Annotated in this window: 16 protein-coding genes; 7 read left to right on the top strand and 9 right to left on the bottom strand. The window is 75.4% G+C overall.

Annotated features, from left to right (window positions below):
- Position 1: 1 nt before the first annotated feature.
- On the bottom strand, positions 2 to 706 hold the full coding sequence (locus E1O70_RS02545) for a FadR/GntR family transcriptional regulator (protein WP_128957716.1): 705 nt from the start codon (positions 704 to 706) through the stop codon (positions 2 to 4).
- A gap of 166 nt (positions 707 to 872) precedes the next feature.
- On the opposite strand from E1O70_RS02545, the gene E1O70_RS02540 reads away from it, so the two are divergent.
- Both E1O70_RS02540 and E1O70_RS02535 read left to right on the top strand, forming a co-directional pair.
- Positions 873 to 1,448, top strand: coding sequence for a gluconokinase (locus E1O70_RS02540; protein ID WP_082774477.1), 576 nt, complete (start codon positions 873 to 875; stop codon positions 1,446 to 1,448).
- A gap of 136 nt (positions 1,449 to 1,584) precedes the next feature.
- Positions 1,585 to 2,967, top strand: a complete 1,383-nt coding sequence (locus tag E1O70_RS02535) for a GntP family permease (RefSeq protein WP_061267828.1) — start codon at positions 1,585 to 1,587, stop codon at positions 2,965 to 2,967.
- 64 nt (positions 2,968 to 3,031) lie between these two features.
- On the opposite strand, the gene E1O70_RS02530 is transcribed toward E1O70_RS02535, so the two are convergent.
- The 3 genes from E1O70_RS02530 to E1O70_RS02520 all read right to left on the bottom strand — a co-directional run bounded on the left by E1O70_RS02530 (position 3,032) and on the right by E1O70_RS02520 (position 7,214).
- A complete protein-coding gene (locus tag E1O70_RS02530) occupies positions 3,032 to 4,699 on the bottom strand; it encodes a hypothetical protein (RefSeq protein ID WP_061267829.1) in 1,668 nt (555 codons plus the stop codon).
- Positions 4,700 to 4,786: 87 nt separating this feature from the next.
- Positions 4,787 to 5,941, bottom strand: coding sequence for a hypothetical protein (locus E1O70_RS02525; protein WP_061267830.1), 1,155 nt, complete (start codon positions 5,939 to 5,941; stop codon positions 4,787 to 4,789).
- A 106-nt stretch (positions 5,942 to 6,047) separates the two neighbouring features.
- Positions 6,048 to 7,214, bottom strand: a complete 1,167-nt coding sequence (locus E1O70_RS02520; protein ID WP_082774478.1) for a VIT1/CCC1 transporter family protein — start codon at positions 7,212 to 7,214, stop codon at positions 6,048 to 6,050.
- Between the two features lie 166 nt (positions 7,215 to 7,380).
- On the opposite strand from E1O70_RS02520, the gene E1O70_RS02515 reads away from it, so the two are divergent.
- Positions 7,381 to 7,761 carry an FKBP-type peptidyl-prolyl cis-trans isomerase gene (locus E1O70_RS02515; protein WP_043659735.1) on the top strand — a complete coding sequence of 127 codons (381 nt, stop codon included), beginning with the start codon at positions 7,381 to 7,383 and terminating at the stop codon, positions 7,759 to 7,761.
- Positions 7,762 to 7,853: 92 nt separating this feature from the next.
- Here E1O70_RS02515 and E1O70_RS02510 read toward each other — a convergent pair whose 3' ends face one another.
- A complete protein-coding gene (locus E1O70_RS02510) occupies positions 7,854 to 8,594 on the bottom strand; it encodes a DedA family protein (protein WP_061267831.1) in 741 nt (246 codons plus the stop codon).
- A gap of 204 nt (positions 8,595 to 8,798) precedes the next feature.
- On the opposite strand from E1O70_RS02510, the gene E1O70_RS02505 reads away from it, so the two are divergent.
- Both E1O70_RS02505 and E1O70_RS02500 read left to right on the top strand, forming a co-directional pair.
- Entirely contained in the window at positions 8,799 to 9,386 is a 588-nt protein-coding gene (locus tag E1O70_RS02505) for a ribonuclease H family protein (protein ID WP_061267832.1), read from the top strand.
- Positions 9,387 to 9,542: 156 nt separating this feature from the next.
- Positions 9,543 to 10,553: a DNA-3-methyladenine glycosylase family protein gene (locus tag E1O70_RS02500; protein ID WP_240696570.1), complete on the top strand. Its 1,011-nt coding sequence runs from the start codon at positions 9,543 to 9,545 to the stop codon at positions 10,551 to 10,553.
- 78 nt (positions 10,554 to 10,631) lie between these two features.
- Here E1O70_RS02500 and E1O70_RS02495 read toward each other — a convergent pair whose 3' ends face one another.
- From E1O70_RS02495 to E1O70_RS02485, 3 genes are all read right to left on the bottom strand, one after another.
- Positions 10,632 to 10,811, bottom strand: a complete 180-nt coding sequence (locus E1O70_RS02495; RefSeq protein ID WP_021483013.1) for a hypothetical protein — start codon at positions 10,809 to 10,811, stop codon at positions 10,632 to 10,634.
- A 162-nt stretch (positions 10,812 to 10,973) separates the two neighbouring features.
- Positions 10,974 to 11,672: a DsbA family oxidoreductase gene (locus E1O70_RS02490; RefSeq protein ID WP_021483014.1), complete on the bottom strand. Its 699-nt coding sequence runs from the start codon at positions 11,670 to 11,672 to the stop codon at positions 10,974 to 10,976.
- Between the two features lie 48 nt (positions 11,673 to 11,720).
- A complete protein-coding gene (locus E1O70_RS02485; protein ID WP_061267833.1) occupies positions 11,721 to 12,347 on the bottom strand; it encodes a DinB family protein in 627 nt (208 codons plus the stop codon).
- Positions 12,348 to 12,782: 435 nt separating this feature from the next.
- Between E1O70_RS02485 and E1O70_RS02480 the strand changes: the two genes are divergently transcribed.
- Both E1O70_RS02480 and E1O70_RS02475 read left to right on the top strand, forming a co-directional pair.
- Positions 12,783 to 13,430, top strand: coding sequence for a histidine phosphatase family protein (locus E1O70_RS02480; protein WP_061267834.1), 648 nt, complete (start codon positions 12,783 to 12,785; stop codon positions 13,428 to 13,430).
- Between the two features lie 22 nt (positions 13,431 to 13,452).
- Complete coding sequence (locus E1O70_RS02475) at positions 13,453 to 14,010, top strand: PH domain-containing protein (RefSeq protein ID WP_043659328.1); 558 nt, start codon at positions 13,453 to 13,455, stop codon at positions 14,008 to 14,010.
- 3 nt (positions 14,011 to 14,013) lie between these two features.
- Here the strand turns inward: E1O70_RS02475 and E1O70_RS02470 are convergent, their stop codons facing one another.
- Complete coding sequence (locus tag E1O70_RS02470; RefSeq protein ID WP_082774479.1) at positions 14,014 to 14,754, bottom strand: MOSC domain-containing protein; 741 nt, start codon at positions 14,752 to 14,754, stop codon at positions 14,014 to 14,016.
- Positions 14,755 to 14,770: the final 16 nt, after the last annotated feature.

Genomic DNA, 14,770 nt, shown 5'->3' with positions numbered 1-14,770 from the left:
CTCAGGCGGGGGCGGGCGGGACGCCGTCGAGCGCGGTGCGCACCTCGCCGACGATCGCGGCCATCGCGGCCTCGGCGGCCTCCGGGTCGCCGTCCGCGACCGCGCGCGCGACGGCCTCGTGCTGGTCGAGGGCCTCGGGGACGGGCGAGGCGGGCATGAGGCCCAGGTGCGTCCGGCCGCTGAGGACGGCCGCGACGACCCCCGCGAGCGCGCCGAACATCTCGTTGCCGCTCGCGCGGAGCAGGATCTCGTGGAACCGGACGTCGAGCGCGAGGAACTCCTCGAGGTCGCCCGCCTCCCCGAGCAGGCGCATGCGCCCGGCGGCGGCGACGAGCTCGGCGCGCTCGGCGGGCGTGGCGTGGAGCGCGGCCCCGGCGGCGGCGAGCGGCTCGACGGCGTGCCGCAGCTCGGTGAGCGTGCGGAGCTGCGGGTCGCGGCCGGGGCCCTCGAGCCGCCAGCGGATGACGCGCGGGTCGAGCACGTTCCAGTCCTCGATGCCGAGCACGACGATCCCCACGCGGCGCCTCGACCGCACGAGCCCGAGCCCTTCGAGGAGCCGCATGACCTCGCGCGCGACGGTGCGCGACACCCCGAACTCGGAGCCGATCGACTCCAGGGTCAACGGCGTGCCCGCGGGGACGTCGCCGCTGGTGATGCGACGTCCGAGCGAGTCGAGCACGGTGGTGTGCAGGACCGTCGTCGCCATGTCTCGCAGCCTAGTGGCGGCCAATGGTGCTATCAATCACTTGCCAAAGGTGCTACCAATGCCCCACAGTGGAGGCCGAGGACGACCACGACGGTCGTCACCGGGACGGCCGGGGCCCCAGGCACCGCCCCGACCGGACGCCCCCACCCGACACGGAAGTCGACACATGGACACGGACGTCAGCTCCACCGACCGGCCCGACGACACCGGGAACCACCCCCTGCCGCAGCACCTCGTCGTGATGGGCGTCGCCGGCTCGGGCAAGACCACCGTCGCGACGCTGCTCGCGGAGCGCCTCGGCACCGAGTACGCGGAGGCCGACCGCTTCCACCCGCAGGCCAACATCGACAAGATGAGCGCCGGGACGCCGCTCACCGACGACGACCGGTGGCCCTGGCTCGAGGCGATCCGCGACTGGCTGAGCAGCGAGGCGGAGGCCGGCCGGTCCGGCGTCGTCACGTGCTCCGCGCTCAAGCGCACCTATCGCGACCTGCTGCGCACCGCCCGGGGCGAGGTGTGCTTCGTCCACCTCGACGGCACCCCCGAGCTCCTCGCCGAGCGCATGCAGCACCGCAGCGGGCACTTCATGCCCACGTCGCTCCTGCCGTCGCAGCTCGCCACGCTCGAGCCCCTGGCCGACGACGAGCCCGGCTTCACGCTCGACGTCTCCGCCACGCCCGAGCAGGTCGTGGACGAGATCCTCGCCCGGACCCGGCTGAGCGACACCTCGGGCACGCACTGAGCGACGCCTCGGGCGAGCGCTGAACGACGCCTCGGGCGAGCGCTGAGCCGCGCCGCCCTCCCTGACCCTCACCCCTGCACCACGCACCACGCACCACGCACCACGCACCACGCACCCGACCGTCGACGGAGACACCATGCCCCCCGAGGACTGGACACAGACCCTGACCGCCGGACCGCTGCTCGCCATCGCCGCCGGCGCGATCGCGATCCTGCTGTTCCTCATCATCAAGCTCAAGCTGCACGCCTTCGTGGCGCTCATCCTCGTCAGCCTGCTCACCGCGGTGGTCGCCGGCATCCCGACGGGATCGATCGTCGAGGTGCTCACCGCCGGGTTCGGCTCGACGCTCGCGACCGTCGCGCTCCTCGTGGGGCTGGGCGCCATGCTCGGCAGGCTCGTCGAGACGAGCGGCGGCGCCAAGGTCATGGCGGACTTCCTCATCGAGAAGTTCGGGGAGAAGCGGGCGCCGTTCGCGCTCGGCCTCGCCTCCCTCATCTTCGGCTTCCCGATCTTCTTCGACGCCGGTCTCGTCGTCATGCTGCCGATCGTCTTCTCCGTCGGGCGTCGGCTGGGCGGCTCGCTCCTCCTCTACGGCCTGCCCGTGGCGGGTGCGTTCTCCGTCATGCACATCTACGTGCCGCCGCACCCCGGCCCCGTCGCCGCGACCGAGTTCCTCGGCGCGAACATCGGCATCGTCATCCTGCTCGGCCTCGTCGTCGCCATCCCGACGTGGTACGTCACGAGCTACCTGTTCGGCCGCTTCGCCGGACGCCGCATCGAGCTACCCATCCCCGCGATCCTCGGCGAGGCCGACGAGGACCAGCTCGAGAACCCGCCGAAGTTCGGCACCGTCGTCGCGATCCTCCTGCTCCCGCTCGTGCTCATCTTCGCCAACACGGGCCTCGACGCGCTCCGCGCCGCCGGGACCGTCGACGGGGACAACCCCGCCGTGCAGACGCTGCGCGCCATCGGTGCGACGCCGATCGCGCTGCTCATCACCGTGCTCGTCGCCGCCTGGGTCCTGGGCCGCCGTCGCGGCGTCTCCGGGACGGCGCTGGAGAAGACCCTCGACTCGGCGCTCGGCCCGGTGTGCTCGGTCATCCTCATCACCGGCGCGGGCGGCATGTTCGGTGGAGTCCTGCGCGCGACGGGGATCGGCGACGCGCTCGCCGACGTGCTCGGCGACCTCGGCCTGCCCGTCATCGTGGCCGGGTTCCTCATCGCGGCGATCCTCCGCGTGGCGCAGGGTTCCGCGACCGTCGCGCTGACCACCGCGGCTGGGCTCATCGCCCCGGCCGTGGAGGCCGGCGGGTTCAACGCGATCGAGCTCGCCGCGGTCGTCGTCGCCGTGGCAGCGGGCTCGGTGGTGCTCAGTCATGTGAACGACTCCGGGTTCTGGCTCGTAGGCCGGTTCTTCGACATGGACGTCAAGACGACCCTCCGCACGTGGACGGTCATGGAGACGGCCATCGGCGTCATGGGCTTCGCCATCGCGGCCCTCGTCTTCGCCGTCGCGTAGCGCGCGACGAGCGCGGCCAGGACCGCCCGGGCAGCTGCCCGGGCGGTCCTGGCGTCTCTGGACGTCAGCTCCGGTCGGTGAAGACCGGGGTGTAGGCGTCCGGGTCCGCGACCCAGGACTTCCGGCGGAAGCGCTGGAGCGACAGACCGAGCAGCGTCAGCAGCCCGGCCATCACGAGCAGACCGAGGTCACCGCCCGCGCCCGTCGTGGCGAGGGCGGTCGGGCCCGACGCCGTGACGGCGGACGCGGCGTTCGCGGTGCCGGTCGCGGCGCCGTTCGTGGAGCCCGTCCCCGTGCTCACCGGGTTGAGCACCCGGGTCACCGAGCCGCCGGTCGTCCCCGGGTCCGCAGGACCGGTCGGGCCCGTCGGGTCGGTCGGGTCCGTGGGGCCGGTCGGGTCCGTCGGGTCGGTCGGGTCCGTCGGCACGACGGCGGACGTCGGGCACCCCGCCGAGGCGTCGCCCAGGAGGCCCACACCCACGCCGCAGACCGTGACGGGCACGGTCACCGGCAGGTCGACGTCCAGGTCGGGCAGCGCCCCGAGGACGCCGTCCTCGCCGAGCACGCCGTCCAGCACGCCGCCGTCGCCCAGCAGCCCGTCCTCGCCCAGCACGCCGTCGAGCAGACCGTCACCCGACGAGCCGCCGAGCAGGTCGTCCACGAGGCCGTCCTCGCCGAGCACGCCGTCCAGCAGGCCGTCGCCCTCACCGAGCAGACCGCCCCCGAGGAGGCCGTCGCCCAGCAGGTCGTCGACGAGGCCGTCCTCGCCGAGGACGCCGTCGAGCAGACCCGAGCCGTCGGTGCCGGTCGAGCCGGTCCCGTCGCCCGAGCCCTCGCCGGCCGTCCCGCCACCGACCGTGGCGTCACCGCCCACGCCGACGGCGACACCCGACACGTCCACCGGGACGGTCACCGGCACGTCGACGTCCACCCCGGACGCCTCCTCGCCGGTCGAGCCGTCGGCGCCACCACCGGCCGCGGGAGCCGACGGCTGCGCCGGAGCCGGCGTCACCGCCGCGTCGCCCAGGACACCGGCAGCGACTCCCGACACGTTCACCGGGACCGTCACCGGCACGTCGACGTCCACCCCGGACGCCTCCTCGCCGGTCGAGCCCCCGGCCCCACCACCGGTCGCCGGGGCCGACGGCTGCGCCGCCGGGGCCGGGGCCACCGTGGCGTCACCCAGGACGCCCGCAGCGACGCCCGACACGTCCACCGGGACCGTCACCGGCACGTCGAGGTCGACGTCCACCGGGTCCGCCCCCGTGGCGGGAGCAGGCTCCGGCGCAGGAGCAGGCGCGGGCGCCGGCTCGGCCGGTGCCTGGGTCACCGCGGCGTCACCCAGGACACCGGCAGCGACCCCGGACACGTCCACCGGAATGGTCACCGGCACGTCGACGTCCACGTCCGCGGGAGCCGCCGGTGCAGGCGCGGGCTCGGGTGCGGGCGCGGGTGCGGGAGCCGGAGCGGGCTCCGGCGCGGACGTGACGGCGGCGTCGCCCAGGGCGCCCACCGCGACGTCGGACACGGTCACGGGGACGTGCACGGGCACGTCGACCGCGACGTCGGGCAGGACCTCGGTCACCTGGCTCAGCGGAGCCTCGACCGACACGTCCAGTCCGAGATCGCCGAGGAGGTCGCCCTCGGCTGCGTGGGCCGCTCCGGCCCCGACGACCACGAGGCCGCCTGTGACGAGCGCTGTGCGCAGCGCGCGCCGGACGAAGGTGTGCATGATCGTTTCTCTTTCCTGCTCAGAAGTGGCTGGCGCACGACGGCGCCGGGTCGCGTCTGCCGCGCTCGGGGCGCGACGCGAGCCACGTCAGGCAGGAGAGACGGGGACCTCGAAGAAGGTCGAGGGGTGCTTCGACCGCGCGTCGTCCACGACGGCGGTCCAGGTGGAGAGCGCGGGGGCGTCGGCACCGCTGCCGACCGCCGCGAGCTCGCCGCCCGCCCCGGCACGCTGCGCGCTGCCGGAGGGCGAGGGAGTGGTGCCGGGGCCGCCGTCGGAGGGGACGCCCCCAGGGCCGGTCGGCCCGTCAGAGGGCAGCGGCGCGCCGGTCGGTGCGACGTCGGCCGCCGCCGTCCGGGCGCGCGCGTCCCTCGCGGCGACATCCTCGGGGCCGTCGCGGCCCGTCGTGGTGGCGCTGGGTGCGGCGGCCGCCGGTGCGGCGGGCAAGAGCGAGGGGACGGCGGTCACCGACGGCGCGGCCACGACGCCGCCCAGGTCGACCGCGCCCGGCGTCGACGGGACGCCGACCGACGAGTCGTCCGTGCCCGGGGTGCCCGTGCCGGGCGTCCCGGGGAGCAGCGGCGTCAGCGGCTCCAGCGGAGCGAGCGGGCCGGTGATCGGCCCGAGCACCGGGTCGGTCACGGGGGCCAGGACGTCGAGGACCGGCGTCAGCGCCTCCAGGACCGGGGTCACCGGGTCGAGCGCGGGCGAGACCGTCTCGAGCACAGGGTTCACCACGGGGGCGACCGCCTCGACGACGGGCGTCGCGGCCGGCACGACGACGTCGAGCACCGGCGTCGTCACGGGCGCGACGGCGTCGGTCACCGGCTGCACGACGGGCGCCACCGGCTCCACGACCTGCTCAACCACGGGAGCGACCGGCTGGACGACCTGCTCGACCACCGGGGCGACGGGCCGCGCGACCTCCTCGACCACCGGGGCGGCAGGGGTGACGACCTTCTCCACGACCGGGGCGACGGGCTGGACCACGGGGGCGACGACGTCGCGCACGACGGGCTGGACCACGTCCTGGACGACCGGGTCGACGACGGTCTGCACCGTCGACGTGACGGGCGAGAGTGGCTTGCCGAGCCCGAGCGGGTCGTCCGCGGCGGACGCGCTGCCTGCGGTCGCGACGGCGAACGCGAGGCCGGCACCGAGACCGCCACCGGCGACGAGCGCGCGCACGATCCAGCGACGGGCGGCCGGTGCGCGCCTGCCCTGCGCGTCGTGAGTCGCGTCCATCGTGTGCCCCGTGGGTCGTCGGTGCAGCGAAGGGGCGGGCCGTGGGGCCCGTCCGAGGTCACGGTAGGCACGGGAGTGTGACGCTCACCACTCGACGCGCCGGATTTCACCCGACGGTTGCCCCGAACACCAGGCCGAGCGCGTACGTGGCCGCGGCCGCGCCGAACCCGATGGCGATCTGGCGCAGGGCCCGCGTGAGCGGGGACGTCCCCGAGAGGAGGCCCACGGTCGCGCCCGTCGCGAGCAGCGCGATCCCGACGAGGAGCGCCGCGACCCCGACCGCGAGGAACCCCGTCATCCCGAGGAGGTACGGCACGACCGGGATGAGCGCACCCGACGCGAAGAAGAGGAACGACGAGACCGCCGCCCCCATCGCGGTCCCGTGCGTCTCGTGCTCGTCGATGCCGGGCGGCGGCGCGATCACCGTCTGCTGGGTGTACGTGGCGAGGACGTCGGCCGCGTGCTCCTCGGCCTCGGCGGGCGCCATGCCGCGCGCCCGGTAGACGAGCGCGAGCTCGTTCGCGTCCACGTCGAGGTCGGGCAGCGCCGCCGACGCCTGCGGGCTCGGCGTCGACGCGTCGAGCAGCTCGCGCTGCGAGCGCACGGACACGTACTCCCCCGCGCCCATCGAGAGGGCCCCCGCGAGCAGGCCCGCGAGGCCCGAGAGGAGGACCGTGCTGTTCGACGCGCCGGACGCCCCGATGCCGAGGATCAGCGCGAGGTTCGACACGAGGCCGTCGTTCGCGCCGAACACCGCCGCGCGGAACGTCCCGGACATGCGGTTGCGCCCGCGCGTCGCGAGGCCGCGCACGACCTCCTCGTGGATCCGCTCGTCGGCGGCCATCCGGGGCGTCGCGTCGGCATCGGTCGCGTACGTCGAGCGCGCCTCGGCCCGCTGCGCGAGCGCGAGCACGAACACGCCGCCGAAGCGCCGCGCGAGCCACCCGAGCGTGCGGGTGCGCCAGTCACCGCGCAGCGGCCGTCCTGCGTCCTCGCCGAGCAGGTCGAGCCAGTGCTGCTCGTGGCGGCGCTCCGCCTCCGCGAGCGCCAGCAGGATGTCCCGCTCCTCGCCCGTCCGGCGGCTCGCGAGGTCCCGGTACACCGCGGCCTCGGCGCGCTCGTCGGCGAGGAAGCGGCGCCACCGCCGCACCTCCTGCGGGGAGGGCCGGTGCCCGACGGCGGTCGGCGGCACCGGGGTCGACGGCACCTCGGGTGCGCCCGGGCGCGCGGGGTCGGCGGGCACGCCGGAGTGCGGCTCAGGTGTGGTGGGCATGCCTCCATGATGGCGATTTTCGGGCTCGCGATGTTGCGCGTCGCCGAACGGCCCGTGCGGGGCGCCCCCGACCGGGGTTGCGGACGACCCCAACCTCGACCCGCGCCGGAGCGCCGTCGGCTCCGCACGCCGGACCGGGCGCCCGGCGCCGTGGTTGGATCGGAGCATGACCACTGGAGAGAACGGACTGTCCCGTCCCGAGGTCGACGCCCCGGAGGGTCCCGCGCCCACCGAGCTCGTCGTCGAGGACATCACCGTGGGCGACGGCCCCGAGGCCACGCCCGGCGCGACCGTGAACGTGCACTACCTCGGCGTCGAGTACGAGACGGGCGAGGAGTTCGACGCGTCGTGGAACCGCGGCGAGTCGATCAACTTCCCGCTGCGCAGCCTCATCGCGGGCTGGCAGCAGGGCATCCCGGGCATGAAGGTCGGCGGGCGCCGCAAGCTCGTCGTGCCGCCGGAGCTCGCGTACGGCCCGGCGGGCGGCGGGCACCGCCTGTCCGGCAAGACGCTGATCTTCGTCATCGACCTGCTCGGCGTGTCCTGACCGGCGCGTCCCGAGAGCAGCGGAGGGCCCCGGTCGTCGACCGGGGCCCTCCTGTGTTCCTGGCCGAGCCGTCGCGTTGCGGGCCGGCAGTCCTAGCTCGCGGCGCCGGGGCACGGGACGAGGTCAGGGTCCGTCTCCTCGGGCGCGCTGCCCGGCACGGCGAGCGCCGCGACGGATGCCGGGACCGGTCCGGTCGCCGGGGCGAGGGCCCGCTCGCGCCGCGCCGCGCGGAGCCGGACGACGGTGTCGACGAGGACGCCCAGCAGGATGCCCCCGACGACGCCTACCACGACCGCGAGCAGCGGGCTGTCGCCGACCCACGCGGCGGCGAGCGTCCCGATGACCACGGAGTACGTCGCCCACGTCACGGAGGCGACGGCGGACAGCGCCATGAACCGGCGCCGCGAGAACCCGACCGCGCCGGCGGTCACGTTGACGGCCGTGCGCCCGACGGGGACGAACCGCGCCCCGAGCACGACGGACGCGCCGCGCCGGTCGAGCGACCGCGTGGCCCACTCGACCGCGCGCCGCCCGCGCGCGCCCCGCAGGGCGGGCAGGGCACGGGTGCCGAGCGCGCGCCCCAGGGCGTAGGCGAGCTGGTCGCCGCACCAGGCGCCGAGCGCGGCGACCGCGAGCACGATCCCCCATGCGACCCCGCCGCCCGACTGGGCCGCGACGGCGAGCATGACGATCACCGTCTCGCCCGGGATCGGCGGGAAGAACCCGTCGCCGGCGGTCGTCGCGAAGAGCACGGGGAGCGCCCACGCAGAGTCCACGAGCGCGAGCAGCCACGACTCGACCTGTCCCCACAGCTCCACGACCCACGCGACCATGCGTCCCAGCCTCGACGGCGCCGCCCCGCCGCACCATGGGGTATCCCCCCGGTTCTCCCCTGAGGCGACCCCGAGCCCGCATCCTGGAGGGGCGGCGTCGGACACGTGCACCACGACCCTCCCGGGCGGGGGACAATGGCGCCGACGCATTCGCCTCCCCGCGCCGCAGCCGGCGGGCGGGGTCGTCCGTGATCGAGGAGCGCTGTGATCACTGTCAGCACCGACGGCTCGTGCCTGAGCAACCCGGGCGGAGCCATCGGGTGGGCGTGGATCAACCACGACGGCACGTTCGACTCCGGCGGCGCCGTGAGCGGGACCAACCAGGTCGCCGAGCTCACCGCGCTGCTCCAGGCGGTGCGCGCCCACCCGGGCGCGGAGCCGCTGCTCATCGAGTCCGACTCGCAGTACGCGATCAAGTGCGCGTCCGAGTGGGTGGTCGCCTGGAAGCGCAAGGGGTGGCGGGCGGCGGGCGGCCAGCCCGTGAAGAACCTCGAGCTCGTCCAGGCGATCGACCGGGTCATCGCCGAGCGCGCGGGGCCCGTCCGCTTCCGCTGGGTGCGCGGCCACGTAGGCGACCCGTTCAACGAGCGCGCGGACCAGCTCGCGGGCCTCGCCGCCCAGGACTGGGCCGCGGGCCGCGGTGACCTCGACGGCACGCTCGTACCCGAGCTCGGGGACCCGACCCGGTCGCCGGGCCGCGTGCCCGCACCGGCTGCGGCCGACCAGGGGGCACCCGCGCCCCGTCAGGCCGCGCCCGAGCCGGCGTGGGACATGGACACCCTCTTCGACTGACCCCTCCCGCCGAGCACGACCCTGCTCCGGGTCGAGCACGACCTTGCTGTCGCGATCGGGCTGATACCGCCAGCAACGTCGTGCTCGACGGCCGGGCGGTGAGGAGCGGTGAGGGCGGCGGGGTCGGGCGTCGGCGGCGGGTGCGACCATGGACAGGTGACCGTCCTGCCGAGCACGGGCCGCGCGCCCGCCGAGCGCACGGTCGGCGACCTCGCGCAGCCCGGGCCGACGGCGCCGCCCGGCGCGCCGCTCGCGCGTCGCTTCCGGTCGGGGCGGTCGCTCGACCTGCACCTCACGCTCGACCGGCTCGCGCGCGGTCCGTACGACCCGACGTTCCGCCGCACGCCGTCCGGCGACGTGTGGCGCACGACCCGCGCGGAGAGCGGGCCCGCGGCGTACCGGCTGGTGCAGACCGGACCGTGCGACGTCGTCGGGCACGCGTGGGGGCCGGGCGCCGCGGAGGTGCTCGACGGCCTGCCCCGCCTGCTCGGCGAGGACGACGACGACACGGGCTTCGCCCCGCCCGCCGTGCTGCGCGACGCCCACCGCCGCAGCCCGGGCCTGCGGATCCCGCGCACCGGGCGCGTGCTGGAGGCGCTCGTGCCGGCGATCCTCGAGCAGCGCGTGCAGTCCGTCGCGGCGTGGCGCTCGTGGAGCTGGCTCCTGCGTCGGCACGGCGAGCGCGCGCCGGGGCCCGCGGGCGACGCCGGGATGCTCGTCGTGCCGGACGCGGCCACCTGGGCGCGCGTCCCCACGTGGGACTGGCACCGCGCGAACGTCGACCCGGGCCGAGCCCGGACGGTCGTCGCGGCGGCGCGCGTCGCCCGACGCCTCGAGGAGTGCGACCGCCTGCGCGACGTCCAGGGCGCTCCGGCCGCGCACGCGCGGCTGCAGGTCGTTCCCGGCGTGGGCGTGTGGACGGCGGCCGAGGTCGCGCAGCGGGCGCTGGGCGACGCGGACGCCGTGTCCGTGGGCGACTACCACCTGGCCAAGGCGGTGGGGTGGGCGCTCGTGGGCGAGCGCGTCGACGACGAGCGCATGCTCGAGCTGCTCGCGCCGTACGCGCCGCACCGCTACCGCGTCGTGCGGCTCCTCGAGGTCTCCGGCCGGGCGCAGGCCCCGCGGCGCGGCCCACGCCTCTCGATCCAGGACCACCGCCGCAACTGACCGGTCCCCGCCCCACGCTGGGTGCAGGAAAAAGTCGCCGGAACGTTCCGTTCCGGCGACTCTTTCACGCACTCACGGTTACTCGGGGAGCGCGCACGACCCGTCGACGCACACCGCGGCGTCGTCGGCGCCCACGAGCGTGAGGCCGGGTGCGGGCTCACGGTGCGGGGCGGCGGCATCCGCGGCGCTCACGGTCATGAGCGTCGTGCGGCGCGGGTTCGCGATGGAGTGGTAGAGGTTCGTGGTCGTGTCCGTCATCTGAGGCCTCCTCGTGGGATTCACGGGCGCCGGTGCACGTGTGGGCCGGCGTCGGTGCGGGCTGCGTCAAGTCTGGGTGATACCGAGTCGCAGTTCCACCGCACCGGGTGTGAGATGCGTCGCTTCCACGCCGCATCCCGATGTGGTCCGAGACGACGCGGCTCAGGCCGCGTCACGCTCCGCGACCGCCTGCTGCAGCACCTGGACGAACACCGCCGGGTCCTGCGCACCCGAGACGCCGTACCGTCCGTCGACCACGAAAAACGGCACGCCGTTGATCCCGTAGGCGCGCGCCTGGTCGATGTCGGCCTGGACGTCGTCGGCCCAGCGCCCGTCCTCGAGCGCCGCGACGACCTCGGCGCGGTCGAGCCCGACCTCGGCCGCGAGGTCCGCGAGCTCCTCGACCCGGCCGACGTGACGACCCTCCTCGAAGTACGCCTTGAGCAGCCGCTCCTTCATCTCGACCTGCTTGCCGTGCGCCTTCGCGTGGTGGAGCAGCTCGTGGGCCGTGAGCGTCTTGGTGTGCTGGAGCGCGTCGAAGTCGTAGCGCAGCCCCTCGGCCGCGGCGAGCTGCGTCATCTGCCCGAGCATCTGCTCGACCTGGGCGCGCGGCATGCCCTTGTGCCCGGCGAGGAAGTCCACCTCGGTGCCGTCGAAGTCGACGGGCGTGTCGGGCGCGAGCTCGAACGAGTGGTACTCGATGTCGACCTGCGGCCCGTCACCGGACTCCGCGAGGCGGCCGAGCGCCGTCTCGAGGCGTCGCTTGCCGACGTAGCACCAGGGGCACGCGACGTCGGACCAGATGTCGATCTTCACCGTGGGGGCGGCGGCGTCCGTCGGCGCCGGGCTGTTCGTGGTCATGTGACGCTTCAACCATCTGGGCGGCCGCGCGATTCCCGCGGCGGGCGATCAGTCCGTGCCGTGCGTCGCGCGGTACAGGTCCTGGAGCACCATGATCTCGGCCCCGTGGTGCACGAGCTCGCGGTTCATGTGCGCGACGAGGTGGGCGAACGGTGCCTGCGCGTCGATCTCCGTCGCCTGGCCGAGCCCGACCGTGAACGCTCCGTCCTCGGGCAGGCCGTCGACGCCCGCGCGCCACCGCTCGACCTCGTGCCGCAGCCCGTCGACGGCGGGCCCGACCTCCCCCGAGAAGGTCACCGCGTCCCGGCGCCGCTCGTGCGGCCCGAACGTCCACTCCCAGCGCTCGAAGAACGCCTCGGTGAGGTGCGCGACGAGCCACGCCACCGTGCGCGGCTGCGGCGAGTCCGGACCCTCCGGCCACTCCATCACCCACTCGCCCGCACCGAGCGTGCGCGGCGTGCGCTCCGACCCCCGCCGCACGACCTGCAGCGCGTCCGGGCCCGGCTCCCACTCGAGCTCCGCCTGCGTCAGCGTCGCGAGCCGGTCGCTCAGCTCGAGCCACGAGAAGCCGAGCTGTCCCCGCACGACGGCGAGCGCCGTCGGCACCGTGAGGATCGACCAGTCGAACTCCGGGCTGCCGTACGCGGTCTGCCCGTCCGCCGTCTCGTGCACCATCGCGGTTCCTCCCCCGGACCGGCGCGTCGGCGTCCCGCCGCGGCGCGGTCGCCGACGTCCTCGTCCGCGCGGTCGTCCCGACCGCGCGTCCGGCCACCCTGCCGGGCCCCGCCAGACGTGTCAACGGGTGCCGCACCCACGGACCGCACCGCCGCGGCGCTGCGCGAGAATGGGGAGGCCCGCCCGTCCCCCAGGCCCGGAGTCCTCGTGCGCGTCCGCCCCCGTACCGTCCTGCTCGTCGCGACCGGGTTCGCCGTCGTCCTGCTCGGCGCGCTCGTCGTCTTTCTCGCGGTCAACGGTCTCGACGGCATCCCCGGCTGACCCGACCGCCCCCGCCGGTCGAGGCCCCGGCACCGCCCAGCAGGGCCGTCGCCGCGCGCCGTCCGCGCGCCGGGGTGATCCTGCTGAGGAACCCCCGCGCAGGAAGGCCGCCCCGTGACCCCGACCGCCCCCTCCCCCGACCCGCAGCTCGTCCTCGTCCGCCACGGCGAGACGGAGTGGAGCGCGAGCGGGCGCCACACGGGCCGCTCGGACGTCCCGCTCACCGTCGCCGGCGAGCAGCAGGCCGTCGCGGCCGGCGTGTGGCTCCAGGGGTGGGCCGACCGGCGGGGACGGCGGCCCGCCGTCGTGCTCACGAGCCCGCGGGAGCGGGCGCGCCGGACCGCCGACCTGGCAGGCTTCCCGGCGGCCGAGGCCGACGACGACCTCGCCGAGTGGGACTACGGGCCCGTCGAGGGCCGCACCTCGGGCGCGGTCGGCGAGCACCTCGGGCGCGAGTGGCTGCTGTTCCGCGACGGCGTGAACGTCCTCGCGGCGCCCGACGGGCACCGCGGCGAGGAGCTCGACCAGGTCGCCGCGCGGGCCGCCCGGGTGCTCGGGCGCGTCGAGCCGACGCTCCAGGACGGCGGCGACGTCGTCCTGTTCGCGCACGGCCACCTGCTGCGCGTCCTCGCGACGGTCTGGCTGGGGCTCGACCCGGCCCTGGGCGCGCGGTTCGAGCTCGGCACCGCGGCGATCTGCCTCCTCGGCTACGGGCACGGGCTGCGCACGGTCGAGGGCTGGAACCTGGCCGCGCAGGGGTAGCGCGGGTGGCACGATGCTGCCCATGGGACTGAGCGAGAAGCACCTCACCGAGGGTGAGCACGTCGTCATGGAGCTCAAGGAGCACGCCAAGGCGCTGTTCTGGCCGTTCGTGCTGCTGCTCGTGCTGGTCGCCGCCGTCGTGGTCACGGTCCTGCTCGTCCCGAACGACGTCGTCCGGTGGGTCGTGGCGGGTCTCGCGCTGGTCGCGGCGGTGGTCTGGGTGTTCGTGCCGTGGCTGCGCTGGCGCACCACGGAGTACACGGTGACGAACAAGCGCATCGCCATGCGCTCGGGGATCATCACGCGCACCGGCCGCGACATCCCGCTCTACCGGATCAACGACGTCAACTACGAGAAGGGTCCGATCGACCGGATCTTCGGCTGCGGCACCCTCGTCATCTCGGACGCGACCGACAAGCCCGGCCTGAACCTCCACGACGTGCCGGACGTCGAGAACGTCCAGGTGCGCCTGCACGACCTGCTCTTCACCGCCGACGACGGCTCCGACGACGGCGAGTGGCCGCCGAACGAGCCGCCCCGCGGCCGTCGCGGCCCCCGCATCCCGCGCGCGGAGCGCTGACGCTCAGTCCTCGATCCGGCGTCCGGCCGCGATCTCGGCGCGGGCGCGCAGCTCGTCCGTGAGCGCGACGTCGCCCTCGAGGTGGGCGGCGAGGAGGCGGCGCGCGAGCCCGGCCGCGCGCTCGGGGTCCGCGCCGCGACCGTTCCAGGCGCCGAACCAGTCGGCGAGCGTCACCCCGTGCTCGGGCCGGTAGCAGACCGTCACCGCGTCGCCCGCGCGCAACTCGCCGTGCTGCACGACGCGCAGGTACGCGCCGGTGCGGTTCGCGACGGTGAACCGCTTGACCCACCGGTCCTCGCCGAGGCGGCGCGCGAACGTCGAGCAGGGCGTGCGCGGCTGGGTGACCTCGAGGAGCGCGGTGCCCACGGCCCACCGCTCGCCGACGACGGCCTCCGTGACCGGGATGCCCTCCACGCGCAGGTTCTCGCCGAACAGGCCCGGCGGGACGTCGCGACCGAGCTCGCCGGCCCACCAGTCCGCGTCGTCCTGCCCGCACGCGTACACCGCCTGCTCCTCGCCGCCGTGGTTCGCGCGGTCGGCCTGCAGGTCGGCGTACAGCCCGAGCCGGCGCACCTTGACCGGCCCGGCGACGGGCCGCTTGTCGATCGCCGTGACGCCGACGGGCCCCGCGTCCGGCAGGAGGGCGTGCACGCGGCACACCGCGAGGATCTCGCCCGTGGGGGCGCTGGAGGCGAGGTCCGTGACGGGTGCGGTCCCGGTGGTCACGGCGGCTGCGGTGGACATCCCTCGATTCTCGCAG

The sequence above is a fragment of the Cellulosimicrobium funkei genome, from assembly GCF_004519295.1.
Lineage (GTDB): Bacteria > Actinomycetota > Actinomycetes > Actinomycetales > Cellulomonadaceae > Cellulosimicrobium > Cellulosimicrobium funkei.
Note: the sequence above shows the minus strand (reverse complement) of the source record. Positions and strands in the feature narration are given on the sequence as shown.

Bases quoted from the DNA above. Each gene is read 5' to 3' on its own strand.
- E1O70_RS02545 (WP_128957716.1), bottom strand. From the start codon at position 706: ATGGCGACGACGGTCCTGCACACCACCGTGCTCGACTCGCTCGGACGT.
- E1O70_RS02540 (WP_082774477.1), top strand. From the start codon at position 873: ATGGACACGGACGTCAGCTCCACCGACCGGCCCGACGACACCGGGAAC.
- E1O70_RS02535 (WP_061267828.1), top strand. From the start codon at position 1,585: ATGCCCCCCGAGGACTGGACACAGACCCTGACCGCCGGACCGCTGCTC.
- E1O70_RS02530 (WP_061267829.1), bottom strand. From the start codon at position 4,699: ATGCACACCTTCGTCCGGCGCGCGCTGCGCACAGCGCTCGTCACAGGC.
- E1O70_RS02525 (WP_061267830.1), bottom strand. From the start codon at position 5,941: ATGGACGCGACTCACGACGCGCAGGGCAGGCGCGCACCGGCCGCCCGT.
- E1O70_RS02520 (WP_082774478.1), bottom strand. From the start codon at position 7,214: ATGCCCACCACACCTGAGCCGCACTCCGGCGTGCCCGCCGACCCCGCG.
- E1O70_RS02515 (WP_043659735.1), top strand. From the start codon at position 7,381: ATGACCACTGGAGAGAACGGACTGTCCCGTCCCGAGGTCGACGCCCCG.
- E1O70_RS02510 (WP_061267831.1), bottom strand. From the start codon at position 8,594: ATGGTCGCGTGGGTCGTGGAGCTGTGGGGACAGGTCGAGTCGTGGCTG.
- E1O70_RS02495 (WP_021483013.1), bottom strand. From the start codon at position 10,811: ATGACGGACACGACCACGAACCTCTACCACTCCATCGCGAACCCGCGC.
- E1O70_RS02490 (WP_021483014.1), bottom strand. From the start codon at position 11,672: ATGACCACGAACAGCCCGGCGCCGACGGACGCCGCCGCCCCCACGGTG.
- E1O70_RS02485 (WP_061267833.1), bottom strand. From the start codon at position 12,347: ATGGTGCACGAGACGGCGGACGGGCAGACCGCGTACGGCAGCCCGGAG.
- E1O70_RS02475 (WP_043659328.1), top strand. From the start codon at position 13,453: ATGGGACTGAGCGAGAAGCACCTCACCGAGGGTGAGCACGTCGTCATG.
- E1O70_RS02470 (WP_082774479.1), bottom strand. From the start codon at position 14,754: ATGTCCACCGCAGCCGCCGTGACCACCGGGACCGCACCCGTCACGGAC.